Source organism: Pseudomonas folii (assembly GCF_014357575.1).
GTDB classification, from domain to species: domain Bacteria; phylum Pseudomonadota; class Gammaproteobacteria; order Pseudomonadales; family Pseudomonadaceae; genus Aquipseudomonas; species Aquipseudomonas folii.
Window position 1 is genome coordinate 1 of the sequence record NZ_JACONW010000077.1, and the last position, 26704, is coordinate 26704.

The following is a 26704-nucleotide window of genomic DNA, read 5'->3' on the forward strand; positions in this document are numbered from 1 at the left end:
AATTTTGAGCTTTATTCCAAAACCAGCGTAATACGCCCAAAAGCCTTCTTCCCAGCCTGGCAAACATGAGTCGCGCCCACTTTAAAGACGAACGAGCGATCAACAACTTCACCATCTATGCGCACACCACCCGAAGCCAGCAGGTCACGCGCCACTGCAGAGTTCTTAACAAGGCCTGCCTTATTAAGGACGGCCGAGATCGGCATATCTTCAGAGGCACTTACCGAGATTTCCGGCAGATCGTCCGGCAGCTCGCCTTCCTTCATACGATTACCCGCAGAGCGGTGCGCATTGGCAGCAGCTTCTTCACCATGGAAACGAGCAACGATTTCTTCAGCCAGCTTGATCTTGATGTCGCGCGGGTTAGCCCCTTTCTCACAATCCGCCTTGAAGCCATTGATCTCTTCCATGGAGCGGAAGCTCAGCAGCTCGAAGTAACGCCACATCAACGCATCCGGAATCGAAACCAGCTTGCTATACATAACGCCCGGCGCTTCCTGGATACCTACATAGTTACCCAGCGACTTGGACATCTTCTTCACACCATCCAGACCTTCCAACAAAGGCATGGTGAGAATGCATTGCGCTTCTTGCCCATAGGCGCGCTGAAGCTCGCGCCCCATCAGCAAGTTGAATTTCTGATCGGTACCACCCAGCTCGACATCTGAACGCAGGGCAACAGAGTCATACCCCTGCACCAGCGGGTAAAGGAATTCATGGATAGCGATTGGCTGGCTGCTCTTATAGCGCTTGTCGAAATCATCACGCTCAAGCATTCGCGCCACGGTGTACTGCGAGGAGAGACGAATGAAATCAGCCGGGCTCAGCTTGTCCATCCAGGTGGAATTAAACGCCACCTCGGTTTTGGCTGGATCAAGAATCTTGAATACCTGGGATTTGTAGGTCTCGGCGTAATCGAGAACCTGCTCACGGGTCAGCGGAGGACGCGTGGCACTTTTACCACTCGGATCACCGATCATGCCGGTGAAGTCGCCAATCAGGAAGATGACGTGATGCCCCAGCTCCTGAAATTGACGCAGCTTGTTAATAAGCACGGTATGACCCAGGTGCAGGTCAGGTGCCGTAGGATCGAACCCGGCTTTAATACGCAGTGGTTGACCACGCTTGAGCTTCGCGACAAGCTCGGCCTCAACCAAAAGCTCATCTACCCCACGCTTGATCAGCGCTAGCTGCTCTTCAACCGACCCCATATCCATCCCCTACTAATAGCCGTTTTCGAAAGGGGACCAACCATACAAGATCAGCGCCCAATTACAAGTTTTGCCCAGCATTGCGGGACGAATCGAAAGCCGATTCATCCGCAGGGTTGCTTCGCACAGGTTTTGGTTATATTTTATACAGTTATTTCATCTTCATCATGTCATTCATCTTTTCCAATTCATCTTTTTTCAAAGTCAAATTACCTATGATAGACACGCCGCCTAAAGCGCCACCGCTTTATCCCAAGACCCACCTGCTCGCAGCCAGCGGTATCGCAGCCCTGTTAAGCCTGGCGCTCTTGGTCTTTCCTTCAAGCGAAGTCGAAGCTAAAAAAACCGTTTTGAATCTGGATATGGAAGCGCCTGCTGATCAAAGCGCACCTAACCAAGACGCTCTGGAAACGACGGAAGCCACACAATCGGCAACAGATTCTCCATTCGCCCAGATTGACAATGGCGATGAGCAAGCCGAGAGCAACGCGACCAATGAGCCGCAGAGCATTGAAAAAGCTGCTGCTCCAGTCGTTGCAGCCAAAGACCCTAATCATCGGGAAGTCACCGTAACCAGAGGCGACACTCTGTCCACCCTGTTTGAAAAGGTGGGTCTTCCAGCTGCAACCGTGCATGAAGTCATGGCCAGCAACAAGGAAGCCAAACAATTCAGCCGCCTGCAGGATGGCCAGGTCCTGCAGTTCGAACTGACACCAGAAGGTCAGTTGAAGCAACTGCATACCAAGCTCAGCCAGCTGGAAAGCATCAGCCTGTCCAAGACGGGCAGCGGCTTCACGTTCAATCGTGAGATCAGCAAACCCGATGTACGTACCGCCTATATACACGGCGTGATCACTAATTCTTTGTCTCAGTCCGCCCAGCGCGCTGGCTTGTCCCACACCATGACCATGGACATGGCCAACATCTTTGGCTACGACATCGACTTCGCTCAGGACATCCGTAAGGGTGACGAATTCGACGTCATCTACGAGCAGAAGGTCATCAACGGTAAAACGGTAGGCACCGGCAATATTCTTTCTGCACGCTTTACCAATCAGGGCAAGTCCTACTCCGCAGTTCGTTACACCAACAAACAGGGCAACACCAACTACTACACCGCTGACGGCAACAGCATGCGCAAGGCCTTCATCCGCACGCCCGTTGACTTCGCGCGTATCAGCTCAATGTTCTCCATGGGTCGCAAGCACCCCATCCTGAACAAGATCCGCGCGCACAAAGGCGTCGATTACGCAGCCCCACGCGGTACGCCAATCAAGGCCACCGGTGATGGCAAGGTATTGCTGGCCGGCCGTCGCGGCGGATACGGCAATACTGTGATCATTCAGCACGGCGATACATACCGCACGCTGTACGGTCACATGCAGGGCTTTGCCAAAGGCATTCAGACTGGCGGCACCGTCAAGCAAGGCCAGGTGATCGGCTATATTGGTACTACCGGTCTGTCGACAGGCCCGCATTTGCACTATGAGTTCCAGGTAAATGGCGTGCACGTCGACCCTCTGGGTCGCAAATTGCCGATGGCGGATCCGATCGCCAAATCCGAAAAACAGCGGTTCATGCAACAGAGCCAGCCATTGATGGCTCGTATGGATCAGGAAAAGGCCACCATGCTGGCCTCGAGCAAACGATAAGCCATGGCCTTCTTTTATATAGGTGTGATGTCCGGCAGCAGTCTCGATGGGATCGATATCGCCCTTGTTGAGCAGGATGACCGGCCAAGACTGCTGGCAACTCACTACATCCCGATGCCGGAAGACTTGCGCGCCGAGCTGCTGGGGCTTTGCTCCAGTGGGCCGGACGAGTTGGCTCGCGCGGCGATTGCCGAGCAGAAGTGGGTTCGCCTGGCAGCCGAAGGCGTGCTTACACTCTTGAGTCAACAAGGCATGGTTGCCGGGCAGATTCGCGCCATTGGTAGCCACGGCCAGACCATTCGCCACGAACCCGCCCGCGGTTTCAGCATTCAGATCGGCAATCCGGCCCTGTTAGCAGAGCTGACAGAGATCACCGTGGTCAGCGATTTCCGTCGTCGCGACATCGCTGCTGGCGGTCAGGGCGCACCTCTGGTTCCCGCGTTCCATGAGGCGCTGTTCGACGACAATAAAGATCGTCGCGCCGTCCTCAATATTGGCGGTTTCAGCAACCTGAGCCTGATCGAGCTGGACAGGCCGGTAACCGGCTTCGACTGCGGTCCAGGCAACGTATTGCTTGATGCGTGGATTCAGTCGCAGCGCGGTGAAGGTTTCGACCGTGACGGCGCATGGGGCGCAAGTGGTACGGTTGATCCTGCACTGCTGAAAGCGCTGCTCAGCGACCCGTTCTTCCTGACCAAGGGTCCGAAGAGCACAGGCCGAGAGGTGTTCAACCTCGGCTGGCTGCACCACCATCTCTTCCAACTGCCGACGCTTTCTGCTGAAAACGTACAGGCAACGTTGATGGAGCTGACCGCGCTGGCGATTACCGAGTCCTTGCAATCAGCTCAGTCTGAAACCAAGGAACTGCTGATCTGTGGCGGTGGTGCGCACAACGTGGCGTTGACCAATCGTCTGGCTGAATTGCTTCCCGACACCAAAGTCAGCAGCACGGCTGCTTTTGGCGTTGATCCTGACTGGGTTGAAGCCATGGCATTTGCATGGCTGGCGCATTGCTGCCTCGAAGGCGTGCCTGCTAACCGCCCAACCGTGACGGGCGCTCAGGGTCTGCGAGTATTGGGCGCTATCTACCCGGCCTGACTCCAGACGAACAAAAACGCCGCGCATTAGCGCGGCGTTTTTATGTGTGCACAAAGATCAGATCGAGAATGAAGACCCGCAACCGCACGTGGTGGAAGCATTCGGGTTCTTGATAACGAAACGCGAACCCTCCAGGCCTTCCTGATAATCCACTTCAGCACCCGCCAGGTACTGGAAGCTCATTGGATCGACCACCAGGCTTACGCCTTCGCGCTCAACGATGGTGTCATCGTCGGCGACGTCTTCATCGAAAGTAAAACCATACTGAAAACCTGAACAACCGCCGCCCGTCACAAACACACGTAGCTTCAGGCGATCGTTACCCTCTTCATCGACCAGGGTCTTCACTTTGTGCGCAGCACCATGGGTGAACTGCAAAGCCGTTGGAGTGAAGGATTCGACGCTCATGTTAAATATCTCCCGGCGCTAAGCCGTCATAATGCGTAATGACGCGCATTATCCGCTTCTCCTAGAAAATTGGTCAACTATTCCAGAGCAGCGGCAAGTTTCAAGCCTCAAGCTGCAAGTGGTCGCACCAACCTCTTGAAGCTTGAAGCTTGAAGCTAAAAACTGCTCCTAAGGCATCATACCGGCATGGGACAGACCCAGCTTCTCGTCCAGCCCGAACATGATGTTCATGTTCTGAACGGCTTGGCCCGACGCACCCTTGACCAAGTTGTCGATAACCGAAAGCACGACCACCAGATCCCCACCCTGCGGACGGTGGACCGCAATACGGCAAACGTTGGCGCCACGCACGCTACGGGTTTCCGGATGGCTGCCAGCAGGCATTACGTCTACGAAAGGCTCGTTGGCATAACGCTTCTCGAACAGCGCCTGCAGATCAACCGACTTATCGACGACTGTGGCGTACAGCGTGGAGTGTATACCGCGGATCATTGGCGTCAGGTGCGGGACGAAGGTCAGACCAACATCCCCGCCAGCCGCGCGACGCAGCCCTTGGGTGATTTCAGGCAAGTGACGATGACCTTTGACGGCGTAAGCCTTGAAGCTTTCGTTGGCCTCGGAGTACTGCGAACCAATGCTCAAGCCACGGCCTGCACCACTGACACCGGACTTGCAGTCAGCAATCAAGCGCGTGTTGTCGGCAAGACCGGCTTCCAGCAACGGCAGGAAACCAAGCTGCGTAGCGGTTGGATAGCAGCCTGGCACAGCAATAAGGCGAGCCTGCTTGATTTGCTCACGGTTAACCTCAGGCAAACCATACACTGCATCCTTGAGCAGCTCGGGCGCACCGTGGGGCTGACCGTACCACTTTGCCCATTCAACCGAGTCCTGCAGACGGAAGTCAGCAGACAGGTCGATGACCCGAGTGCCGGCATTCAACAATTCACCCGCAAGGGAATGCGCGACACCGTGAGGCGTGGCGAAGAACACGACGTCACAGGCGCCGAGGGTTGCAATGTCAGGCACGCTAAATGCCAGGCCATCGTAATGCCCGCGCAGATTAGGGTACATATCAGCAACAGGCAGACCTGCCTCGGATCGAGAAGTAATAACGACCACTTCAGCTTGCGGATGCTGTGCCAACAGACGCAGCAACTCGACACCGGTGTAACCCGTGCCGCCGACGATACCGACCTTGACCATAACCTGCCCTCAACGTACCAACTGGAAAGCCGTCGATAATATGGGCCTGGCGCGTCTGCGACAACCGACAACGTGACGTATGGGCGCTCAAGCCACTACTATTTGCATACCGTGAACCTGGGAATAACTAAAAATGCTTTTATGGATCAAGGCTTTTCATATCGTTTCAGTGGTCTGTTGGTTCGCAGGGCTGTTCTACCTGCCAAGACTTTTCGTGTACCACTCCATGAGCGAGGACGCGGTCAGCCGCGAACGCTTCTGCACCATGGAGCGTAAGCTGTACCGGGGCATCATGGGCCCGGCGATGATTGCGACACTGATTTTTGGCATCTGGCTTATCGCCCTGGTGCCGGGGTACATGAGCCAGGCCTGGATGCATGCCAAGCTCACACTGGTCGTTCTGCTGATCGGCTATCACCATGTGTGTGGCGCACAGGTCAAACGCTTCGCTCGTGGCGAAAATGGCCGTAGCCATGTGTTTTATCGCTGGTTCAACGAAATCCCTGTATTGATCCTGCTGGCAGTCGTCATTCTGGTGGTGGTTAAACCTTTCTAATCTCCTGACGGGACCGTCTGCTCTTCCGTAGCCGGTCCGCGTTGCCCTTCTCACGACAAGGAAGCCAAGCATGACCACCCCGCTGTTCAAGATTGTGTTCGAAGGGCAGTTGCGTAACGGTGTTGAGTTGCAAACTGCCAAGCTCAATCTTGCTAGCCTTTTCAAGAGTGAAGTGACCGCTGTAGACAATCTGTTCAGCGGCAAGCCCGTCGCCCTCAAGCGTGGGCTGACTCAGGCCGACGCTCAGATTTATCTCAAGGCTCTGAACGATGCAGGCGTGGAAGCTCGTATAGAAGCCGACCCGGCGATTAGCCTGAACCTGAAAGAACTTGAAGAGAAATCAGAGCCGCTCTACGCGTCTCAACCGCCGCCGACATCCCCTTACGCGCCACCCCGGGCAAGTGTCATCGATACACTGCCTGAATATTCAACCCTCAAGGTTTTCAGTTTCCAGGGCAGGATCGGCCGCATTCGCTATCTGGCATGGACATTGGTCTGGATGGCTTCGTTGTTCATGGCGCTCGGCTTGTGCGTCCTTGTGTTTCCCTCGTCGCTGGTCGCTGGAGGGTTGCTGATTGCAGTGGTTATAGCTGCATTTACTTTCGTCAGCTTCCAGATAGGCGCACAACGTCTGCATGATGCTGGATGGTCGGGATGGCTGTTGCTGTTGACTTTCGTGCCGTACATTGGCGCGTTATTCCCGCTCCTGATGGTTCTCGTACCCGGCAACAAAAATGTTAACCGCTACGGCCCGCCAGCGCCGCCCAACAGCCTGAGTGTCAAAATAATCGCCTGGTTGTGGATACTGTTTTTTGGCTTGTTCATCGCCGGTGGTATGACTGGCGTCCTAAAGAAACTGGACGCACAAATCGATGCCAGTACTGCGCAATATGAGCAATCGCTGCCCGATGATAACGCTTTGGACGAGCAGCTCGACGATTCAAACGTCGACTCGCGGCTTGAGAATGAAAACGATCAATAACCTGTATCCAAGTGTCCGGACTAAACTCCGCAGCCCGCACTACGTTCAATGGAGAACTGCATGACCCGTTACGCCTTGATCACCGGGGCAACCAGCGGAATTGGCCTGGCCATGGCCGAGGCCTTGGCACGCAGAGGACGGAGCCTGTTACTGGTCGCCCGTCAGCGTGATCTGCTGGAAACGATCGCCATTGAGCTGACTCAGCGCTTCGGCGTAGAGGTATTGATTCGCGCCTGCGATCTGGGCGAACCCTTGCGCCTGTCAGGTTTTCTGCTGGAACTGGAAGAAGAAGGTGCGCACCAGATCGACCTGCTGGTCAATTGCGCCGGTATCGGAACATCCGGCCCATTCCTGGCTCAGGACTGGGGATTGGAGCAGGACCTGATTGACTTGAACATTCTGGCCCTCACGCGCCTGTGCCACACGGTCGGAAACCTGATGGCACTGCAGGGCGGCGGGCAAATCCTCAACGTTGCATCTGTGGCTGCGTTCAGCCCAGGCCCCTGGATGAGCGCCTATTACGCAAGCAAAGCTTACGTGCTGCATTTTTCGGAAGGGCTGCGCGAAGAGGTCAAGAAGAACGGGATCAAAGTATCGGTCCTGTGCCCGGGCCCTACGCGCACCGGTTTTTTCCGTACAGCCCAGCTGCAAGTGGGCAAGAGCGGCAATCAGAAAATGATGAGCCCCGAAGAAGTGGCGCTGTACACCGTTCGTGCGCTGGCGAAGAACCGGGCGGTGATCATTCCCGGCTGGCGTAATCGATTGATCACTTTCAGCCCCAGACTGGTCTCACGCTGGGTAAGTCGCAATATTGCCGGGCTGATCAACAAATCCGTGTGCTCGCGCTGACCGACAAATATTGGGCGCGGGCCGATCCCGTCAGTACACTCGGTGCGGTCCATTCATCTGCACGTTCCATCCACCACAAGGAGCAAATGGCTGTGGATACTTTGTTCACCAAGATCATTAACCGCGAGATACCCGCAAAGATCATCTACGAAGACGATCAAGTGCTAGCCTTTCACGACATTGCCCCCCAGGCACCGGTCCATTTTCTGGTTATCCCGAAAAAACCGATCCGCACGCTTAATGACCTGACCGAAGAAGATAAAGGTCTGGCCGGTCATATCCTGTTCACCGCACAACGTCTGGCGAAAGAGCTGGGCTGTGAGGATGGATTCCGCGTCGTCATGAACTGCAATGAGCTGGGCGGGCAGACCGTCTATCACATTCACATGCATGTGCTGGGTCAGCGCCAGATGAACTGGCCGCCGGGTTAATCCCGACTTTCAAACACTTGCGTTACGGCTGGAGCCCGCCGGGGCTCTGGCTATCTGATCCAGCCCAAGCCTCGTCTGGCTGATTGGGGTAAACTGGCCCTTATGGTTTTTCCGGAGGTGCCCATGGCTACCGAACGTCACTACTCACCTATCGACCGTATTCTCTTGCAGGCCGACGCCGCGATGCGCACGCTGTTGCCGTCCAAGGGATACTCCTCTCGCCCCTCGCCTGCCCTCGTCCAGCCCGAAGTCGTGATGAGCGACGTTGATACCCGGCACGTTGCGGGCCTGATGCGTATCAACCACACAGGCGAAGTGTGCGCCCAGGCGCTGTATCAAGGGCAGGCACTCACCGCCAAATTGCCCGATATACGCAAAGCGATGGAGCATGCAGCAGATGAAGAGATTGACCACTTGGTCTGGTGCGAACAGCGCATTCACCAGTTGGGCAGCCATACCAGCGTGCTCAACCCACTGTTTTACGGACTGTCCTTCGGCATCGGCGCAGCAGCGGGATTGATCAGCGACAAGGTCAGCCTGGGCTTCGTCGCAGCGACTGAAGATCAGGTCTGCAAACATTTGAATGAGCACCTTGAGCAGCTCCCCGCCGAAGACGAAAAGTCTCGTGCGATTCTTGAGCAGATGCGTGCAGACGAAGAACACCATGCGCAAAGCGCCCTGGATGCAGGTGGTTTCCGCTTCCCGGCGCCGGTCAAGTTCGGCATGAGCGTGCTGGCCAAACTCATGACCAAAAGCACTTATCGAATTTAAGCTGACAAGTTGCGAGCACAAAAAAAGGCGCCCATGTAGGGCGCCTTTCTTTTTGCCTGAAACCTAGACGGCGACGTTAACGTTGCGGCCGTAGAAGATTTCCAGCATTTCGTGTTTGACCTTGGCGGTCACCTGATCGCGTTGCACCGGGGACAGGTTGCTGGTCGCGTCGCCGAACAGGTAGTTATCCAGTTCGAAGTTCTTGAGCAGCATCTTGGTGTGGAACAGGTTCTCCTGATACACGTTCACGTCAGTCATCTGGTAACTGTTGCGCGTGTCTTCAGAGAGGTAATTCTGAATCGAGTTGATCTCGTGATCGATGAAGTGCTTCTTGCCTTCGACATCACGGGTAAAGCCGCGCACACGGTAGTCGACCGTCACGATGTCCGATTCGAACTTGTGAATCAGATAGTTCAGCGCTTTAAGCGGTGAAATCACCCCACAGGTTGACACGTCGATGTCCACACGGAAGGTCGCGATACCATCAACCGGGTGAATTTCCGGATAGGTATGGACGGTGATGTGGCTCTTGTCGAGGTGCGCCAGAATGGTTTCCGGCAGCGGGCCCGGCGACTCTTCGATCTGGCTTTCGGTAGGCGTTACCGGCTGCTCGGAAATCAGAATAGTCACGCTGGCGCCTTGAGGATCGTAATCCTGGCGGGCGATGTTGAGGATGTTGGCGCCAATGATATCGACGACATCGGTCAGAATCCGCGTCAGGCGTTCTGCGTCGTACACACTGTTGATGTACTCGACATAGGCCTGCTGGTCCTGCGGGGTTTCCGCATAGCAGATGTCATAGATGTTGAAGCTCAAGGTCTTTGTCAGGTTATTGAACCCGTGGAGCTTGAGTTTGCTTTTCACCGTTAAAAACTCTCTATATATGTGCGGCCCAAGCCACGTGATCAAGCATGCCCGTCAGTTGAGCAAAGCTCAGCTGCGTAGGACGGTTAACACCTCTTCGCGGTGGCGATTTTGGTTGTCTGGTCGGGAGCGGCCGCAAACAACCTGCGCATCCTGCTCCCTGAAAAAGGGGCGCATTATGCAGACGTCAGGAGCTGTCTGCCAGAGTGTGCGCCGCTTTTATGATAATTGGGTGTCGTTAGCCCAATTCGATGATTTCGTAGTCGTGAGTAATCTCGACCCCGGCATTGCCGAGCATGATCGAGGCCGAGCAGTATTTCTCGGCGGACAGCTCGATGGCGCGTTTGACCTGAGCTTCTTTCAAGCCGCGGCCCTTCACCACGAAATGCAGGTGGATTTTGGTGAACACCTTCGGATCTTCGGTGGCGCGTTCAGCTTCCAGGAAGGCCTCGCAGCTCTCTACCGGCTGGCGTGACTTCTTCAAGATACTGACCACATCGAAGTTGCTGCAACCGCCAAGGCCGATCAGCACCATCTCCATAGGGCGCACGCCCAGATTGCGACCACCACTCTCGGGCGGACCGTCCATCACCACTACGTGACCACTGCCGGATTCGCCGAGGAACATGGCTTCACCAGCCCATTGAATGCGTGCTTTCATCGCCAGGGGCTCCAATGCTGAAAAGGCCGCCAGCTTAGCACAGCGCTCGCCACGCCCTGACCGCGCCGATAAATTCCATTTCGCCACTAGCCTGTAGGAATTTTCGGAAATGGACTCAAATGAGATCCAAAAAGCTGGCTAAATGCAATCTGCTGCCGATAACGCTAACAATGCCTCCGGCGATGTACTTTTTCAGGACAAAAGAATGCTAGCTATTCCCCTGTCATCAAAGACCAAGCACCTGGAAAAGTTTCTGGCTCACGCCCAGCGTCGCCGTTATTCAGCAAAATCCAATATTATCTGTGCGGGTGATCGCTCCGAGTCCTTGTTCTTCATCATCAAAGGTTCGGTCACTGTGCTGATCGAAGATGATGAAGGCCGCGAGATGATCGTTGCTTATTTGAACTCGGGAGATTTCTGCGGCGAGTTGGGGCTGTTCGAACCCGCCGGTCATGAAAAAGAGCGTAGCGCTTGGGTGCGCGCCAAGACCGAGTGCGAAATTGCTGAAATCAGCTACGGAAAATTCCGCGAGATATCGCTGCTGGAACCGGAAATCCTTTATGCCCTTGGCGCTCAGATGGCCGAACGTTTGCGCAATACCACGCGCAAGGTTGGCGACCTGGCCTTTCTCGATGTGACTGGCCGTGTCGCGGGTACGCTGCTGGATCTGTGCAAACAGCCGGATGCAATGACTCACCCTGACGGCATGCAGATCAAGATAACGCGTCAGGAAATCGGACGTATCGTCGGCTGCTCAAGGGAAATGGTTGGCCGGGTGCTTAAAGCCCTTGAAGAACAGAAACTGGTCCACGTCAAAGGCAAGACGATGGTGGTGTTCGGGACGCGTTGAGGCGCCTAGCGCAGCAGTTATGCGCCGGACACATGTGGGAGCGGTGCTTGCCCGCGATATGGCTGGACACTATTCGCCTTAGATCACGTTGGTTGACCTTATCGCGGGCAAGCACCGCTCCCACAGGAACGCGTTTCAACTCAATTATTTGTATATTTTGCTAGAAGCCACGCCCCAAACTGGACAAGTCTGTCTGATAAACACTCGCCAACCTCTCCAGCACACCTTCAACCGCAAACGCCTCGCGCAATGCGATATGGCTGTCTGCTCGGACACGCTGATCAAGCTCGCAGATTTCGTTGAAGCGATTAACGGCGGCGACCATTTCATGCCGTTCGTTATCGACCAACAATGCACCGTGGGCCAATACCACCGGTCTCAGTCCGCCCTGACTCTGGCGCCAGCGCTGGGCGGTGCCGACCATCTTGCGGCCATCAAGGTTGACATTGAAGCGGCCGTCACAGAACGCACCTTCCACCTCGCCTAACGAAGCAGCGCCACCCAATTCGTTCAGGACATCCAGAATCGGCTGACACAGACGGCGATAGGCGATTTCGATACGGTCGCGATCAGGGTCGATTTTGGGCTGGGCGTAAACCAGTGCGATATTCACAGTGGCCGACGATTGCGGTACGGGCTCACCACCGGTTTCCCGCAACAGAATTGGCCAGCCGCTGTCGGCGAGTGTTTCGCTGGCCTCTACAAATCCGGGCAAGCGGCTCATGCGGCGAGGCATCACCAGCGCCCGATCACTCGGGCGCCAGAGCAACAAAGCGAAATCAGTAACCCCGTCGCAGACCGAGGCAAGCAGGTCCTGCTCGGCTTTCAGGCCAGCTTCGACGCAGATATCAATGACTGAATCAGACATGTTGATCCTCTGTAAAACCTGTCGAAGCAACGCCCGAAATGATCAGTCGAGCGTAGAGCTGCGCACCGGCGGCGTACCGCGCTCAGGGAAGAACAGGCGCTGCAATTCATCACCCGGATGCTCGGCGCGCATGAATGCCTCGCCCACCAGGAAGGAATACACATCGCTGATTTCCATCAACTCGACATCGGCACGGTTGAGAATGCCGCTTTCAGTAATCACCAGACGATCACGCGGAATACGCGGGAGCAAATCAAGCGTGGTTTCGAGGCTCACTTCGAAGGTGTGCAGGTTGCGGTTGTTAACGCCAACCAGTGGGGTGTCGAGGGTTTTCAATGCCCGGTCGAGCTCGTCACCGTCGTGTACCTCAACCAGCACATCCAGCCCGACGCTTTTCGCGACCGAGGCCAGCTCAGCCATCTTCACGTCATCCAGTGCGGAGACGATCAGCAACACACAATCAGCGCCGAGGGCACGGGCTTCAATGATCTGATAGGGATCAATCATGAAGTCCTTGCGAATCACCGGCAACTTGCACGCTGCGCGCGCCTGCTGCAGGTAGGCGTCGGAACCCTGGAAATAATCGATATCGGTCAGTACCGAAAGGCAGGTCGCGCCACCCTTCTCGTAGCTCCTGGCGATGTCGGCAGGTACGAAGTTCTCGCGAATTACGCCCTTGCTCGGTGAAGCCTTCTTGATCTCGGCAATGACCGCCGGCTGCTTGCCCTTGGCCTGCTTGATCAGTGCATCAGCGAAGCCACGAACCGGGTCGGCAGCTGCAGCCAGCTTCTCGATTTCAGCCAGACTGACGAGTGCACTGCGAGCTGCCACTTCCTCAGCCTTGCGGGCAAGAATCTTTTCCAGAACTGTTGGCACGCTCATTCTTCGTTCTCCTGCTTGAATACCGCGGTAAAGGCACCCAATTCTTCAAGCTTCTCCCGGGCCAGGCCGGTATGAAGCGCATCGTGAGCCAACTCGACACCTTCTTTGAGCGTGTAGGCATGGTCAGCAGCATAAAGCGCTGCGCCCGCATTGAGCACAATCATTTCAGCCGCTTTCTGGCCATGTTCGGTTTTGCGACGACCCAGCGCATCGCGGATCAGGACCAGTGAAGCTTCAGGGCCATCAACGCTCAGGCCAAACAGGCTCTGGCTTTTCATGCCCAAGTCTTCAGGCTGCACCCAATATTCGGTCACTTCACCATTTTTAAGTTCAGCCACAAACGTTGGCGCCGCCAGACTGAATTCGTCCAGCCCATCCTGAGAATGGACCACCAACACATGCTTGCTGCCCAGACGAAGCAACACTTCAGCCAAAGGGCGGCACAAGGCCTGACTGAATACGCCGACCACCTGATGGCGCACACCGGCCGGATTCGTAAGCGGGCCGAGCATATTGAACAGGGTACGCAGGCCCAAATCGCGACGCGGGCCGGCGGCGTGTTTCATTGCGCCATGATGCGCCTGGGCGAACATGAAACCGATGCCCACGCTGTCAATGCAGCGCGCCACTTGTACCGGCGTGAGGTTGAGATATACGCCAGCCGCTTCCAGTAAATCAGCACTGCCGCTCTTGCCCGAGACTGCGCGGTTGCCGTGCTTGGCGACGGTACAACCCGCTGCAGCAACCACGAAAGAAGAGGCTGTCGACACGTTAAAAATGTTGGCACCGTCACCGCCGGTTCCCACCACGTCCACTACGCCATCGAGGGTTTTCAGCTCGACCTTGTCTGCCAGCTCGCGCATGACGGACACCGCACCGACGATTTCATCGATGCTTTCGCTCTTCATGCGCATGCCCATCATGAACGCGCCAATCTGCGCTTCCGTGCACTGCCCGGTCATGATGGCGCGCATGACATCGCTCATCTCGGCGGTGCTCAAATCCAGGTTATCGACAACACGCCCCAGAGCGGTCTTGATGTCCATTGGCTTAGTCATAAATGAATCCTTAACCCTGACGAGTGCCGCCGGTTTGCTTGAGGAAGTTGGCGAACAGCTCGTGGCCCTGCTCGGTCAGAATCGACTCAGGGTGGAACTGGATCCCCTCGACGTTCAGTGTCTTGTGACGCAGGCCCATGATTTCGTCCATCGAGCCGTCTTCAAGCGCAGTCCAGGCCGTCACTTCCAGGCAATCAGGCAAGGTGTCCAGCTTGACCACCAGCGAATGGTAGCGAGTGACGGTCAACGGATGGTTGAGGCCTTCAAACACGCCGTCGTCTTCATGAACGACCGGGCTGGTCTTGCCGTGCATGACCTGACGGGCGCGCACCACATCACCGCCGAACGCCTGGCCGATCGACTGATGGCCCAGGCATACACCCAGAATCGGCAGTTTGCCCGCGAAATGTTTGATCACTTCCAGCGAGACGCCCGCTTCATTCGGCGTACAAGGGCCGGGCGATACGACAATGCGCTCAGGGTTGAGGGCTTCGATCTCGGCGACGGTCAATTCGTCATTGCGTATCACCTTGACGTCGGCACCCAGCTCACCGAAGTACTGCACGACGTTGTAGGTAAAGGAATCATAGTTATCGATCATCAGCAGCATTTGGCTTAAACCCATTGAATTACTGACTATTTTTTCAACCTTCAAATCACTGCCGATTGAGTGCCCGCTAGTGTAACGACCGGGGTTTGGCCCGAAAAAGCGGCAGGGCGGATTTATAAAGGCGTATCAGGAGGTCCGGACAGGCCGGAAGAGAATAAGTCAGGCGCGCCAACGCCAACGGGCGTGAGCCTTGATAACACGCATCAAGAGTTTGCTGACGATCAACACAGGGGAGGTCTCGTTTCTTCGTTTGGGCACATTAGCGTACCAATGAGTGGCGTGCAATATGAGGACGCTCTGGCACAGGGCTCATCTCATGGATTTGCTCAATGAGTCAGCTACGCTTTTGTAACGTAAAAGATACGCCGGAACCCGAAACACCACCGTCCGGCGGTTTATGACCAACTTGCTTGGCGCTGACGGTTGAGCTGGCTACTTTTCGTACACCCTATAAAACAACAAGAGGGATCTTGACCATGCGTCAAAACAAACCGTTTGCAGCGATCGCCGCCTGCTTGCTTGTGTCTTCCTGCCCGATCACATTCGCCGCCCCCTCCCCCTACTCAACCATGGTGGTCTTTGGCGATAGCCTGGCCGATGCCGGGCAGTTCCCCGATGCAGGTGGTCCAGCCGGTTCCACGCTGCGTTTCACCAACCGCACCGGTCCGACGTATCAGAATGGCAGCGGCGAATTCTTCAGCCTGAACTCTTCAACCTTGCTCGGCTTGAAACTCAATGTCGCGCCTGGCGACCTGGCGGCCTCTACCTCACCGGTCAATGCGGCGCTCGGAGTGGCAGATGGCAACAACTGGGCGGTCGGGGGCGATCGCACCGATCAGGTGTATGAGGCGATCACCTCCGAGTCCAACGTGATTGACCCGGACAACGGTACGGTGTTTCGCACTCGCCCGGGCTATCTGGTGGCCAACAACTTCCGGGCAGACCCCAACGCCTTGTACTACCTGACAGGCGGGGGCAATGACTTCCTACAAGGCCGGGTACTGAGTCTGTCGCAATCTCGCGACGCGGCTGACCGTCTGGCGGACAGCGCGCAGGTGCTGCAACAGGCGGGCGCGAAATACATCATGGTCTGGCTGCTACCGGATATTGGTCAGACTCCAGCAGTGTCGGGGACGATCCTCGAACCCATCACCTCAATCCTCAGTGGGGCATTTAACGCACAGCTGGTAAGCCGACTGGCGCAAATCGACGCCGAGATTATCCCGCTGAACATCCCACGCTTCTTGTCTGAAACCTTGGATAACCCGGCGCGCTTTGGCCTGGCAGCCGATCAGGATCTGGTAGGGACCTGTTTTAACGGTAACAACTGCAGAGAAAACAGCGCTTATGGCCTGAACAGCGGCACGCCAGATCCCAGCAAGTTGTTGTTCAACGACGGCGTCCATCCCACCGAAGCCGGCCAGCGGCTGATTGCCGACTATGCCTATTCACTGTTAGCGGCGCCGTGGGAGATTTCCCTTTTGCCGGAAATGGCCAACGGCACATTACGTGCGCAGCAGGATGAATTGCGCAGCCAATGGCTGGCGGACTGGGGCAATTGGCAAGGCGTCGGGCAGTGGCGTGCAATTGTCGCCGCAGGTGGTCAGAAAATGGACTTTGATGCGCAGGACAACTCAGCAGAAGCAGACGGCAAAGGCTACAACATGACCCTCGGCGGCAGTTATCGCCTCGCTGATCACTGGCGAGTCGGCGTGGTGGGAGGAGCTTATCGGCAACAACTGGACGCCGGGGATCGGGATTCGGACTACAAACTCAATAGCTATCTGGCGACGGCCTTTGTCCAGTATCAGGCGAACCATTGGTGGGGTGATCTTGCTGCGTCAGGTGGGCATCTCGACTACGAGAATGCTGAGCGCAAGTTCGCGCTTGGCGTCAGCGAGGGTAATGAAAAAGGGGATACCAATGGCGAAATCTGGGGCGCCAGCGCGAGGTTAGGGTTTGATATCGCGGGCGTCAGCAGCCGTTGGCATTTATCGCCCTTCATCAGTGCGGACTACGCACATGTGAACGTGAATGGTTATTCAGAAAAGGGCAACCGCTCAACGGCACTGACCTTTGATAACCAGACTCGCAAGTCACGACGCCTGGGTGCGGGTTTGCAGGGCAAGTTTCAGGTTACGGATACGACGCAGCTGTTCGCGGAAGTCGCGCATGAAAGGGAGTTTGAAACGGATCAACAGGAAGTGACCATCGCCTTGAACAGCCTGCCGCTCAACGACTTCACCGTGCAAGGTTATACGCCGCAACGAGATCTGAACCGCGCCACACTTGGCGTCAGCCAGAAACTGACCCGCGACCTGACGCTGCGCGGCGGGTACAACTGGCGCAAGAATGATGATGTCACCCAGCAAGGGATGAGCATCGGGGTAAGTCTGGACTTTTAAGCGCGTTGCAGTCGTAGGACCGGCTTCAGCCGGGAGAGCGCCCGCTCTGACAAAGCAGATGTGGCGACTGAACCAAAGTCCTCCCGGCTAAAGCCGGTCCTACGTTTATTCGTGACCTGCAGGATCTGCGCTCACTGCTCCTGCTCAGCCAGTGCCACGGCGCGGAACATCGCACGGCGTTTGTTCAGGGTTTCTTCCCATTCCAGCGCTGGCACCGAGTCAGCCACGATGCCGCCACCGGCTTGCACATGCAGCTCGCCGTTTTTGATCACAGCGGTTCGAATCGCAATCGCAGTGTCCATGTTGCCGTTCCAGGCCAGATAACCCACCGCGCCGCCGTAGACGCCACGCTTCACCGGTTCCAGCTCGTCGATGATTTCCATGGCGCGGATTTTAGGCGCACCGGACAAAGTGCCTGCTGGCAGGATCGCCCGCAGTGCATCCATCGCCGTCAGACCACTTTTCAACTGGCCAGTAACGTTGGAAACGATGTGCATCACGTTCGAGTAACGCTCGATGACCATTTTTTCCGTCAACCGCACCGAACCGATTTCCGAAACACGACCGGTATCGTTGCGCCCCAGGTCGATCAGCATCAAGTGCTCGGCGATTTCCTTGTCATCGGACAGCAAATCCTTTTCCAGAGCGACATCCGCCTCTTCGTTGGCACCGCGTGGGCGGGTGCCAGCAATCGGGCGAACGGTGATCAGATTGTCTTCAACCCGCACCAATACTTCCGGAGAGCTGCCGACCACATGGAAGTCGCCAAAGTTGAAGAAGTACATATAGGGCGTCGGGTTGAAGCAGCGCAGTGCCCGATACAGATCGATCGGTGCAGCCTTGAAGTCGATGGACATACGCTGCGACGGAACCACCTGCATGACATCGCCCGCCAGGATGTATTCCTTGATGGTATCGACTGCCCGCTCATAATCGTCCTGGGTGAAACTCGAACGAAATACCGGATCAGCCGCTTGCGGCCGGGTCAGGTCCAGGCCACGACGCGGGGTGATGGGCTGACGCAGTTGTTCCATCAGTTCGTCGAGACGGGCCAGGCCGTTTTCGTAAGCGTCCTGCTGCGCCGGGTCAACCAGAACGATGGCGTGCATCTTGCCCGCCAGATTATCGAACACGACGACGGCATCAGACACCATCAGCAGGATATCCGGCACGCCCAGCGGATCAGGGTTCGGGCATTTGCCGAGACGTTGCTCGACATAGCGAACACAGTCATAACCGAAGTAACCCACCAGCCCGCCGTTGAAACGTGGCAGGCCAGGAATGGTTGGCACGTTGTAGCGAGCCTTGAAGGTTTCGACGAACGCCAGCGGGTCTTCGGTCTCAAGCTGCTCGATCTCGACGCCGTCGTGAGTGACCCGAACATCGTGATCGTGAACGCGCAAGACCGTGCGGCACGGCAAACCAATGATCGAATAACGACCCCATTTCTCGCCGCCCTGCACCGACTCCAGCAGATAGGAGTTCGGTTGGTCGGCAAGCTTGAGGTAGATCGACAGCGGCGTGTCGAAGTCGGCCAGGGTTTCGTAGGCCAACGGGATACGGTTATAGCCAGCAGCAGCCAAACGCAGGAATTCTTCGCGATTCATCATCAGCCTCATTGGTGAGGGTTAGCAGTCAGGTAAGCAAACGGTGCCGGATTCAATCTCCGGCCGGATTAAAGTCAGGCGCGCCAACGCCAGCGGGCCAAGGCCTTGATGACTTTCATCCAGAGTTTGCGAGTGACCACCACGATGGAATCTCTAAAGGAGGGATCTTTGATTTCCGGCAACAGTATCCCAGCGTCCAGATCCAGGCAACCGGGAATCAGACGCCGCAGGTCATCAATGACCAGAGCCGGCGACTCTTCTTCAATTGGCCGCCCATGGTTATAGCCGTAGCTCATGGCAACACAGGGCACGCCAGCGGCTTTGGCAGCCTGTACGTCACTGCGTGAATCACCGACGAACAGCGACTGCGAGGCTGGGATATTGGTCATCTTCATGACAAAAAATAGCGCCGCCGGGTCAGGCTTTTTGGTTGGCATGGTGTCGCCACCGATGATCAGACGGAAGAAGCGGCCCAGTTTCATCTCATCCAGCAACGGCGCGACAAAGCGCTCCGGCTTGTTGGTGATCAGCGCCATTTCCACGCCCATCTTCTGCAGCCACTTCAGGGTTTCGCGAACACCAGGATAAACCGCCGTGAACTCATGCTTTTCGGCATAGAACTTCATGAAGATCTCCAGCGCCTGCTCGGCCTGGGCATCATCGACGCCGCTGTGGTCCAGATCATTGGCCAGTGCGCGGCGTACCAGAACCGGCGCGCCGTTGCCGATCCAGTTTCTGACCTGCGCCAGACCGGCCGCAGGACGACCCAGTTCAAGCAGCATTTTGTCGACTGCAACGGCCAGATCGGGTACCGAATCCACCAGGGTGCCGTCCAGATCAAACATGATCAGCTTTGGCAGGCGCCCCGGAAACAGTTGCTCGAAGCCGCTCATGCGCGGGACAGCGCCAGTTCTGCACGCATCTTGTCGATGACTTGCTTGTAGTCCGGCGTATTGAAGATGGCGGAACCGGCGACAAAAGTGTCAGCTCCGGCGGCCGCGATCTCACGGATGTTATTCACGTTCACGCCGCCGTCGATTTCCAGGCGGATATCCAGGCCCGATGCATCGATCAAAGCACGTGCTTCACGCAGCTTGTTCAGCGTGCCCGGAATGAATTTCTGACCGCCAAAACCAGGGTTGACGCTCATGAGCAGGATCATGTCGACCTTGTCCATGACGTACTCCAGCAGGTTCAGGGGAGTCGCCGGGTTGAACACCAGGCCCGCCTTGCAGCCGCCCTCTTTGATCAACTGCAACGAGCGGTCAATATGCTGCGTCGCTTCCGGGTGGAAAGTGATGTAGCTGGCACCCGACTCGATGAAGTCGCCGATGATGCGATCCACCGGGCTGACCATCAGGTGCACATCGATGGGTGCTGTCACGCCATATTTACGCAACGCCGAGCACACCATCGGACCGATGGTCAGGTTCGGCACGTAGTGGTTGTCCATCACATCGAAGTGAACAATGTCGGCACCCGCGGCCAGCACAGAGTCAACTTCCTGGCCCAGACGGGCGAAGTCGGCGGAGAGAATCGATGGAGCAATGAGGAAGGGCTGCATGACGCACCTTTTTGAGCAGAATCACGGTGGCGCGCATTGTACGCGCTGACAGCTTGTTGGAGCGAGTCTGCCGGATGATGACCGATAGATGCTTATGTAGGAGACGCTATTTGCCTGCAACTTTACTGCTGCCGCGCCGAGCCGTCGTGGGACCGGCTTCAGCCGGGAAGGCGGCATTTCTGGCGATGAAAATGTACCGACTGTGCGGGCCTCTTCCCGGCTGAAGCCGGTCCCACGTGGCAATCCCACTGAGGCCCACTCAATACGCAGCGCGATAGATCTTTTCGATATCCGCCGCCGTCAGCTTGCGCGGGTTGTTGCGCATCAGTCGGTCGATCTTGCTGGCCTCCTCAGCCATCGCCGGGATGGCATCTTCCGGCACATTGAAGCTGCGCATGCCTTTGGGGATGTCCACTGCTTGGCACAAATCAGCCATGGCCTGCACTGCCTGATTGGCCGCATCTTCATCGCTCAGATGCTCAACCCGCAACCCCATGGCTTCGGCAATGTCGCGAAAACGCTCCACACACGCCATCTTGTTCCAGGCCATTACATACGGCAGCAACAACGCATTACTGACGCCATGGGCAATATTGAAGCGTCCGCCCAGCGGATAGGCCAAGGCATGCACTGCGCCCACTCCGGCATTACCAAATGCCATACCCGCCATCAGGCTGGCGGTAGCCATATGCTCACGAGCGACAAGATCAGCAGGGTTGGCGTAAGCCTTGGGCAGCGCCTTGGCGATGAGCTTGATCGCACCCAACGCCAGCGAATCCGTAATTAACGAGCGGTTGACTGACAGATACGACTCGATGGCATGCACCAACGCATCCACACCGCTGGCAGCCGTGACAGTGCGCGGGCAGGTCAGGGTCATGACCGGGCTGACCAGTGCGACGTCCGGCAGTAAATAATCGCTGACGATGCCCTTTTTCAGTTGTGCTTGTTTATCGGAAAAAATCGCCACATTGGTGACTTCCGAACCGGTGCCCGCCGTGGTCGGGATAGCAATCAGCGGTGGTCCTTTGCGTCTGACCTGATCCACACCGAACAGCTCGGCGAGCGGGCCGTCGTGACCGACGAACGCCGCAACGCCCTTGGCAATATCAATTGCACTACCCCCGCCCAGACCTATCAAACCGTCATGGCCTCCCTGGCGATAAGCAACCGTGCAGTCTTCAACGATGGAGATTTCCGGCTCGGGTTTGACCTGATCGAAAATCCCGTAGGCACGCCCACCCAACTGCGCCAGCGCAAGGTCGACTGTGCCGCTTTTGACCAGAATCGCATCGGTGACGATCAGTGGATTACTGATGTTCAGGCGGGTCAGCTCGGCAGCCAGTTGCTCGATGGCAGCGGCGCCGGTAATCAGCTTATTGGCGATTTTGAATGCAGCGATACTCATCAGCTCGGCCCTTTGGAATTGTTTTGGCGAGGGAGGACGAGCAGAAGGATAGATCAAATAGAGATGAAGACCCGCAGGAGGGCATCCGGTGTCCATGGCACCGCGCTGTCGCGCAGAAAACACGGGCACTGTAGGAGTGAGCTTGCTCGCGATTCGGGCTCTTGGTCGACAGATTTATCGCCTGAACTAACGCAATCGCAAGCAAGCTTACTCCTACAGGGGGCGCTGTTATTCCACCGCCGTACGCAACTTCTCGCTACGCCCGCGCAACCACTCCAGCACCAACAGCAATACCACCGAGAATCCGATCAGCAGCGTCGCAGCAGCAGCGATGGTCGGGCTGAGGTTTTCACGGATGCCGCTGAACATTTGCCTTGGCAGGGTCGCTTGCTCGGGACCGGCGAGGAACAGCGTTACGACCACTTCATCAAAGGATGTCGCAAAGGCAAACAGCGCACCGGAAATCACACCCGGCGCAATCAACGGCAAGGTCACCCGACGAAACGCTGTCAGCGGCGAGGCCCCCAGGCTGGCAGCCGCCCTGACCAGGTTATGGTTGAAGCCCTGCAACGTCGCCGACACGGTAATGATCACGAACGGCACGCCCAGCACCGCGTGGACCAGAATCAGCGACAGAAAGCTGTTACCCATGCCCAGCGGTGCGAAGAACAGGTAGCTCGCCACACCAATGATCACGACCGGCACCACCATTGGCGAAATCACCAAGGCCATGACCAACGCTTTGCCGGGGAAGTTGCCGCGGGTCAGGCCAATCGCCGCCAGTGTGCCGAAGACCATGGCCAGCACGGTCGCAGCGGGAGCGATGAGCAGGCTGTTCTTCAGCGCACGCATCCACTCGTTGGAATTGAAAAAGTCCTGATACCAATGCAGCGAGAAGCCTTGCAGTGGGTAGACCAGAAAACTGCCGGAGTTGAACGACAGCGGAATGATCACCAGCACCGGCAACACCAGGAATAACAGAATCAGCCCGCACAGGATTCGCAAGGCGTAATACCAGACACGTTCCAGCGGCGAAGAGTATGAACTCAACATGGTAATTCTCCTCAGCTCAAACGCAGGCGGCTTGCGCCGACCAACCAGCTATAGATCAGATAAAGCACGATGGTCGCCAACAGCAGCAGGCCGCCCAGTGCCGTGGCCATGCCCCAGTTGATGCTGGTATTGGTATAGAAGGCGACGAAGTAGCTGACCATCTGGTCGTTCGGGCTGCCCAACAATGCAGGGGTGATGTAGTAACCGATCGACAGAATGAACACCAACAGGCAACCCGCGCCGATTCCGGCATAGGTCTGCGGGAAGTACACCCGCCAGAAACTGGCAAACGGGTTGCAACCCAGAGAGATGGCTGCACGCATGTAGGTAGGCGAGATACCTTTCATGACGCTGTAGATCGGCAGGATCATGAACGGCAGCATGATGTGCACCATCGAGACGTAAACCCCGACCCGGTTGAACACCAGCTCCAGCGGCTTATCGATGATGCCCATGGCCATTAGCGCGCCGTTGATCAGGCCGCTGGATTGCAACAAGACGATCCATGCCGCAACCCGAACCAGAATCGACGTCCAGAACGGCAGCAAGACCAGAATCATCAGCAAGTTGCTCTGCCGTGCTGGCAGGTTGGCCAGCAAATAAGCCAGCGGATAAGCCAGCACCAGACAGATCAGGGTGATCACAAACCCCATCCAGAAGGTGCGGGCGAAGATGTCCAGATAGATCGCTTGATCAGGGGTCGCAGGTGCCACTTCACCGAGGTCATCGATGCGGTGGTCCACTGCGGCCAGCAGATAATAGGGGGTGATGCTGCTGGTATTGCGACGGATCACCTGCCAATAGGCCGGATCACCCCAGCGCTCATCCATTGCTTCGAGTGCATCTTTATAAGAGGCAGGCTCTTCTTTGAACGGCAGCGCACGTGCGGTGCTCGTCAGGAGGCTGCGATATCCGGCAAGCTCCATGTTCAGACGCTTGGACAGATCGCCCAACGTCGAATTCTTGCGGGTTTGCGCCAGATCCATGCTCAGCGCTTTGTAGACCGGCTCCGGGGGCAAGCCCTTGCCGTCCCACTTGGCGACTTCGATTACGGTAGTCGGCAAAGCATTGACCACTTCCGGGTTGCCGACGCTCTTGTAGAGCAGCGCCACAATCGGTACCAGAAACACCAGCAGCAGAAAGATCACTAACGGCGCGATCAAGGCCTGGGCCTTCCAGCGGTTGACCCGCTCGGCACGAGCCAGGCGTTGCTTCAAGGTAGGGCTGGCGCCTTCAGTCAGGGGCACGGCGATGGCCATAGCGAACTCCGAAATCTTTAAACGGAGGTCGCGCTCCCTGCATAAGAGAGCGCGACCGGATCAAACTCAGCGTGATGCGCTTACTTGGCAGCCCAGGAGTTGAAGCGCTGTTCCAGTTGCTCACCGTTGTCGTTCCAGAACGCCACGTCGATCTGCACCTGATCCTTGATGTTCTCAGGGGTAGTCGGCATGTTCTGCAGGGTTTCGGCACTCAACAGTTTGACGGCATCGGTATTGGCCGGGCCGTAGGCGATGTTTTCCGAGAAGGTCTTCTGCTGTTCAGGCTGCAGGGTGTAAGCGATGAATTTCTTCGCCGCTTCGGCGTTTTTCGAGCCCTTCGGGATGGCCCATGCGTCGAAGTCGTAAACACCACCGGTCCAGACCACTTTGAGTTTGCTTTCTTTCGCGACCGCCGCGATACGGCCGTTGTAGGCCGAGCTCATGACCACATCACCCGATTGCAGGAACTGCGGCGGCTGTGCGCCCGCTTCCCACCATTGAATGCTTGGTTTGAGCTTGTCGAGCATCTTGAACGCGCGATCCTGACCGTCTTTGCTGGCCAGCACTTTGTAGACGTCTTTTGGCGCAACGCCATCAGCCATCAGTGCGAATTCCAGGGTGTACTTGGCGCCTTTACGCAGACCGCGCTTGCCCGGGAATTTTTCAGTATTCCAGAAATCAGCCCAGCCGGTCGGAGCTGTAGCCAGTTTGTCGGCGTTGTACGCCAACACGGTGGACCACACGAAGAAGCCTGCGCCACAGTGGGTGATAGCGCCTTTGACATATTTTGCAGTGTCGCCGAACAGAGCTGGATCCAGCTCCTCGAACATGTCTTCGTCGCAGCCGCGAGCCAGTTCCGGCGATTCAACTTCTACCAGGTCCCAGGACACGCTTTTGGTGTCGACCATGGCTTTGACCTTGGCCATTTCGCCGTTGTATTCGCCTGCGATGATTTTGCCATTGCCAGCTTTATCCCAAGGTGCGTAGAAAGCTTTTTCCTGAGCAGCCTTGTTGGCACCGCCAAACGACACAACGGTCAGATCAGCGGCCATAGCTTGCGCGGCACACATCATGCCCAGCGTAATTGCGGTGAGTTTCAAAGATTTGAGCATTTGATTGTTTTCTCCACGAGCAGTGTTGGTATATGCGTTGGGGGCGATGTGCTCGCCTCTGGCTGATGCCTTTTTATTGGTTATTGATAGATCAATGCACGTGCTGCAAGGGATCGAGCGCGCGAACGTGCTCGATTTGCCATCCAATTGGCACAACGTCGCCAACGCTCAGGGCCGGGTCCAGCTCGGCGATGGGCTGTTTGACGAAGAAGTCGGTTTTGCCTGCCACTTCCAGGCGCACACGAACGTGGTCGCCCAAATACACAAACTCTGCAACGCGACCGGAGAAACGGTTCACGCAGCTCTCGCTGTTGCCATTCAAACTGATGCGTTCAGGGCGGATCGACAGGGTCACCGCGTCGCCGACCTGACCGACATTGACAGCCAGCGCTTCAACCTTCTCACCGCGCTCCAACTCAACGACACAACGCTCGCCGGTATGGCTGAAAAGCTTGCCGTTAAGTCGGTTGTTTTCACCGATGAAGTTGGCAACGAAGGTGTTCTTCGGCTCTTCATACAGATTGCGTGGTGGTGCGATCTGCTGGATTTCGCCCTGGTGAAACACGGCCACGCGGTCGGACATGGTCAGCGCTTCGCCCTGATCGTGAGTCACGTAAACAACGGTCACGCCCAGGCGCTGGTGCAGGTGTTTGATTTCCATCTGCATGTGTTCACGCAGTTGCTTGTCCAGTGCGCCGAGCGGCTCATCCATAAGAACCAGCTGCGGCTCGAAGACCAACGCACGGGCCAGGGCCACACGCTGTTGCTGACCGCCGGACAGTTGCGCCGGGTAGCGATGAGCGAACGTGCCGAGCTGAACCATGTCCAGCGCACGCTTGACCTTCTCGCTGACGTCGGCCTTGCCCATGCCACGCACGGTCAGCGGAAACGCCAGGTTTTCGGCGACGGTCATATGTGGGAACAGTGCGTAGTTCTGAAACACCATGCCGATGTCGCGCTTGTGCGGCGGCACGTTATTGATGGCGCGCCCTGCCAGGAGGATTTCCCCTGCGGTCGGCGTTTCGAATCCGGCCAGCATCATCAGACTGGTGGTCTTGCCCGAGCCGGACGGGCCGAGCAAGGTCAGAAATTCGCCTTTGCGAATGTCCAGATTAAGGTCTTTGACGATAAGGGCTTCGCCGTCGTAGCTCTTCTGCACACCACGGAAGCTGACCAGAACATCATTAGCCCCAGCGCTTGAATCGACGTTGCTCATTACCCACACCTTTGTTTTGTCTGCGTGGGATCAGCCTAGTTTAGGCTGGGAACCGCGCAAATCGGGGGGCAGGAGAGATTGGGGTAGGGATTGCCCTACAGGGATGGCGGGGATAGGTATGTGCTC

The 26704-nt window shown here is 56.6% G+C and carries 26 protein-coding genes; 9 read left to right on the forward strand and 17 right to left on the reverse strand.

The annotated features are described in order from the left end of the window. Positions 1-11 precede the first annotated feature (11 nt). Entirely contained in the window at positions 12-1211 is a 1200-nt protein-coding gene (gene tyrS, locus H8S59_RS16135; protein ID WP_187522080.1) for a tyrosine--tRNA ligase, read from the reverse strand. Between the two features lie 215 nt (positions 1212-1426). On the opposite strand from tyrS, the gene H8S59_RS16140 reads away from it, so the two are divergent. After that, positions 1427-2863, forward strand: a complete 1437-nt coding sequence (locus H8S59_RS16140; protein ID WP_095101170.1) for a peptidoglycan DD-metalloendopeptidase family protein — start codon at positions 1427-1429, stop codon at positions 2861-2863. Between the two features lie 3 nt (positions 2864-2866). Further along, positions 2867-3961 (forward strand): anhydro-N-acetylmuramic acid kinase, encoded by a 1095-nt coding sequence (locus tag H8S59_RS16145; RefSeq protein WP_095101168.1) that lies wholly within the window; start codon positions 2867-2869, stop codon positions 3959-3961. Positions 3962-4018: 57 nt separating this feature from the next. On the opposite strand, the gene erpA is transcribed toward H8S59_RS16145, so the two are convergent. Continuing rightward, complete coding sequence (gene erpA / locus H8S59_RS16150) at positions 4019-4369, reverse strand: iron-sulfur cluster insertion protein ErpA (protein ID WP_027900658.1); 351 nt, start codon at positions 4367-4369, stop codon at positions 4019-4021. Between the two features lie 168 nt (positions 4370-4537). Next, positions 4538-5572 carry an N-acetyl-gamma-glutamyl-phosphate reductase gene (gene argC / locus H8S59_RS16155; RefSeq protein WP_187522081.1) on the reverse strand — a complete coding sequence of 345 codons (1035 nt, stop codon included), beginning with the start codon at positions 5570-5572 and terminating at the stop codon, positions 4538-4540. A 133-nt stretch (positions 5573-5705) separates the two neighbouring features. On the opposite strand from argC, the gene hemJ reads away from it, so the two are divergent. The 5 genes from hemJ (at position 5706) to coq7 (ending at position 9161) form a co-directional block, all read left to right on the forward strand. Beyond that, a complete protein-coding gene (gene hemJ, locus H8S59_RS16160) occupies positions 5706-6128 on the forward strand; it encodes a protoporphyrinogen oxidase HemJ (RefSeq protein WP_027900660.1) in 423 nt (140 codons plus the stop codon). Positions 6129-6198: 70 nt separating this feature from the next. Continuing rightward, on the forward strand, positions 6199-7110 hold the full coding sequence (locus H8S59_RS16165) for a DUF805 domain-containing protein (protein WP_187522082.1): 912 nt from the start codon (positions 6199-6201) through the stop codon (positions 7108-7110). A 60-nt stretch (positions 7111-7170) separates the two neighbouring features. Then, positions 7171-7959, forward strand: a complete 789-nt coding sequence (locus H8S59_RS16170) for an SDR family NAD(P)-dependent oxidoreductase (protein ID WP_095101162.1) — start codon at positions 7171-7173, stop codon at positions 7957-7959. A gap of 92 nt (positions 7960-8051) precedes the next feature. Then, positions 8052-8390, forward strand: coding sequence for a histidine triad nucleotide-binding protein (locus H8S59_RS16175; RefSeq protein WP_027900662.1), 339 nt, complete (start codon positions 8052-8054; stop codon positions 8388-8390). A gap of 123 nt (positions 8391-8513) precedes the next feature. Beyond that, positions 8514-9161 carry a 2-polyprenyl-3-methyl-6-methoxy-1,4-benzoquinone monooxygenase gene (gene coq7 / locus H8S59_RS16180; RefSeq protein ID WP_187522083.1) on the forward strand — a complete coding sequence of 216 codons (648 nt, stop codon included), beginning with the start codon at positions 8514-8516 and terminating at the stop codon, positions 9159-9161. Positions 9162-9224: 63 nt separating this feature from the next. On the opposite strand, the gene speD is transcribed toward coq7, so the two are convergent. After that, entirely contained in the window at positions 9225-10025 is an 801-nt protein-coding gene (gene speD, locus H8S59_RS16185; RefSeq protein WP_027900664.1) for an adenosylmethionine decarboxylase, read from the reverse strand. A 238-nt stretch (positions 10026-10263) separates the two neighbouring features. Then, the gene (locus H8S59_RS16190; protein ID WP_027900665.1) at positions 10264-10686 is read right to left on the reverse strand and encodes an OsmC family protein; all 423 of its coding nucleotides are present in this window, start codon (positions 10684-10686) and stop codon (positions 10264-10266) included. Between the two features lie 205 nt (positions 10687-10891). Between H8S59_RS16190 and crp the strand changes: the two genes are divergently transcribed. Beyond that, entirely contained in the window at positions 10892-11536 is a 645-nt protein-coding gene (gene crp, locus H8S59_RS16195) for a cAMP-activated global transcriptional regulator CRP (RefSeq protein WP_187522084.1), read from the forward strand. A 160-nt stretch (positions 11537-11696) separates the two neighbouring features. On the opposite strand, the gene H8S59_RS16200 is transcribed toward crp, so the two are convergent. From H8S59_RS16200 to H8S59_RS16215, 4 genes are read right to left on the reverse strand one after another with little or no spacing between them, the layout of a single operon-like run. After that, a complete protein-coding gene (locus H8S59_RS16200; RefSeq protein ID WP_187522085.1) occupies positions 11697-12404 on the reverse strand; it encodes a lipoate--protein ligase family protein in 708 nt (235 codons plus the stop codon). A gap of 42 nt (positions 12405-12446) precedes the next feature. Further along, positions 12447-13286 (reverse strand): indole-3-glycerol phosphate synthase TrpC, encoded by an 840-nt coding sequence (gene trpC / locus H8S59_RS16205; protein WP_095101156.1) that lies wholly within the window; start codon positions 13284-13286, stop codon positions 12447-12449. Continuing rightward, positions 13283-14332: an anthranilate phosphoribosyltransferase gene (gene trpD / locus H8S59_RS16210; protein WP_027900669.1), complete on the reverse strand. Its 1050-nt coding sequence runs from the start codon at positions 14330-14332 to the stop codon at positions 13283-13285. Before trpD ends, trpC begins: the two co-directional genes overlap by 4 nt. Positions 14333-14354: 22 nt before the next feature. Next, positions 14355-14954: an aminodeoxychorismate/anthranilate synthase component II gene (locus H8S59_RS16215; protein WP_095101154.1), complete on the reverse strand. Its 600-nt coding sequence runs from the start codon at positions 14952-14954 to the stop codon at positions 14355-14357. 476 nt (positions 14955-15430) lie between these two features. Between H8S59_RS16215 and estP the strand changes: the two genes are divergently transcribed. Further along, positions 15431-17359, forward strand: a complete 1929-nt coding sequence (gene estP, locus H8S59_RS16220; RefSeq protein WP_187522086.1) for an esterase EstP — start codon at positions 15431-15433, stop codon at positions 17357-17359. Between the two features lie 131 nt (positions 17360-17490). Here the strand turns inward: estP and trpE are convergent, their stop codons facing one another. The 8 genes from trpE to H8S59_RS16260 all read right to left on the reverse strand — a co-directional run bounded on the left by trpE (position 17491) and on the right by H8S59_RS16260 (position 26578). Next, the gene (gene trpE, locus H8S59_RS16225) at positions 17491-18966 is read right to left on the reverse strand and encodes an anthranilate synthase component I (RefSeq protein ID WP_187522087.1); all 1476 of its coding nucleotides are present in this window, start codon (positions 18964-18966) and stop codon (positions 17491-17493) included. Positions 18967-19040: 74 nt separating this feature from the next. Beyond that, a complete protein-coding gene (locus H8S59_RS16230; protein ID WP_187522088.1) occupies positions 19041-19859 on the reverse strand; it encodes a phosphoglycolate phosphatase in 819 nt (272 codons plus the stop codon). Next, positions 19856-20530, reverse strand: a complete 675-nt coding sequence (gene rpe, locus H8S59_RS16235; RefSeq protein ID WP_187522089.1) for a ribulose-phosphate 3-epimerase — start codon at positions 20528-20530, stop codon at positions 19856-19858. The genes H8S59_RS16230 and rpe overlap by 4 nt, the downstream gene beginning before the upstream one ends. Positions 20531-20789: 259 nt before the next feature. After that, on the reverse strand, positions 20790-21938 hold the full coding sequence (locus tag H8S59_RS16240) for an iron-containing alcohol dehydrogenase (protein ID WP_187522090.1): 1149 nt from the start codon (positions 21936-21938) through the stop codon (positions 20790-20792). 228 nt (positions 21939-22166) lie between these two features. Beyond that, complete coding sequence (locus H8S59_RS16245) at positions 22167-22991, reverse strand: ABC transporter permease (RefSeq protein WP_187522091.1); 825 nt, start codon at positions 22989-22991, stop codon at positions 22167-22169. An 11-nt stretch (positions 22992-23002) separates the two neighbouring features. Beyond that, entirely contained in the window at positions 23003-24250 is a 1248-nt protein-coding gene (locus H8S59_RS16250; RefSeq protein WP_187522092.1) for an ABC transporter permease, read from the reverse strand. Positions 24251-24330: 80 nt separating this feature from the next. Then, a complete protein-coding gene (locus tag H8S59_RS16255) occupies positions 24331-25362 on the reverse strand; it encodes a polyamine ABC transporter substrate-binding protein (RefSeq protein ID WP_095101140.1) in 1032 nt (343 codons plus the stop codon). A gap of 91 nt (positions 25363-25453) precedes the next feature. Further along, entirely contained in the window at positions 25454-26578 is a 1125-nt protein-coding gene (locus H8S59_RS16260; RefSeq protein ID WP_187522093.1) for an ABC transporter ATP-binding protein, read from the reverse strand. Positions 26579-26704 lie beyond the last annotated feature (126 nt).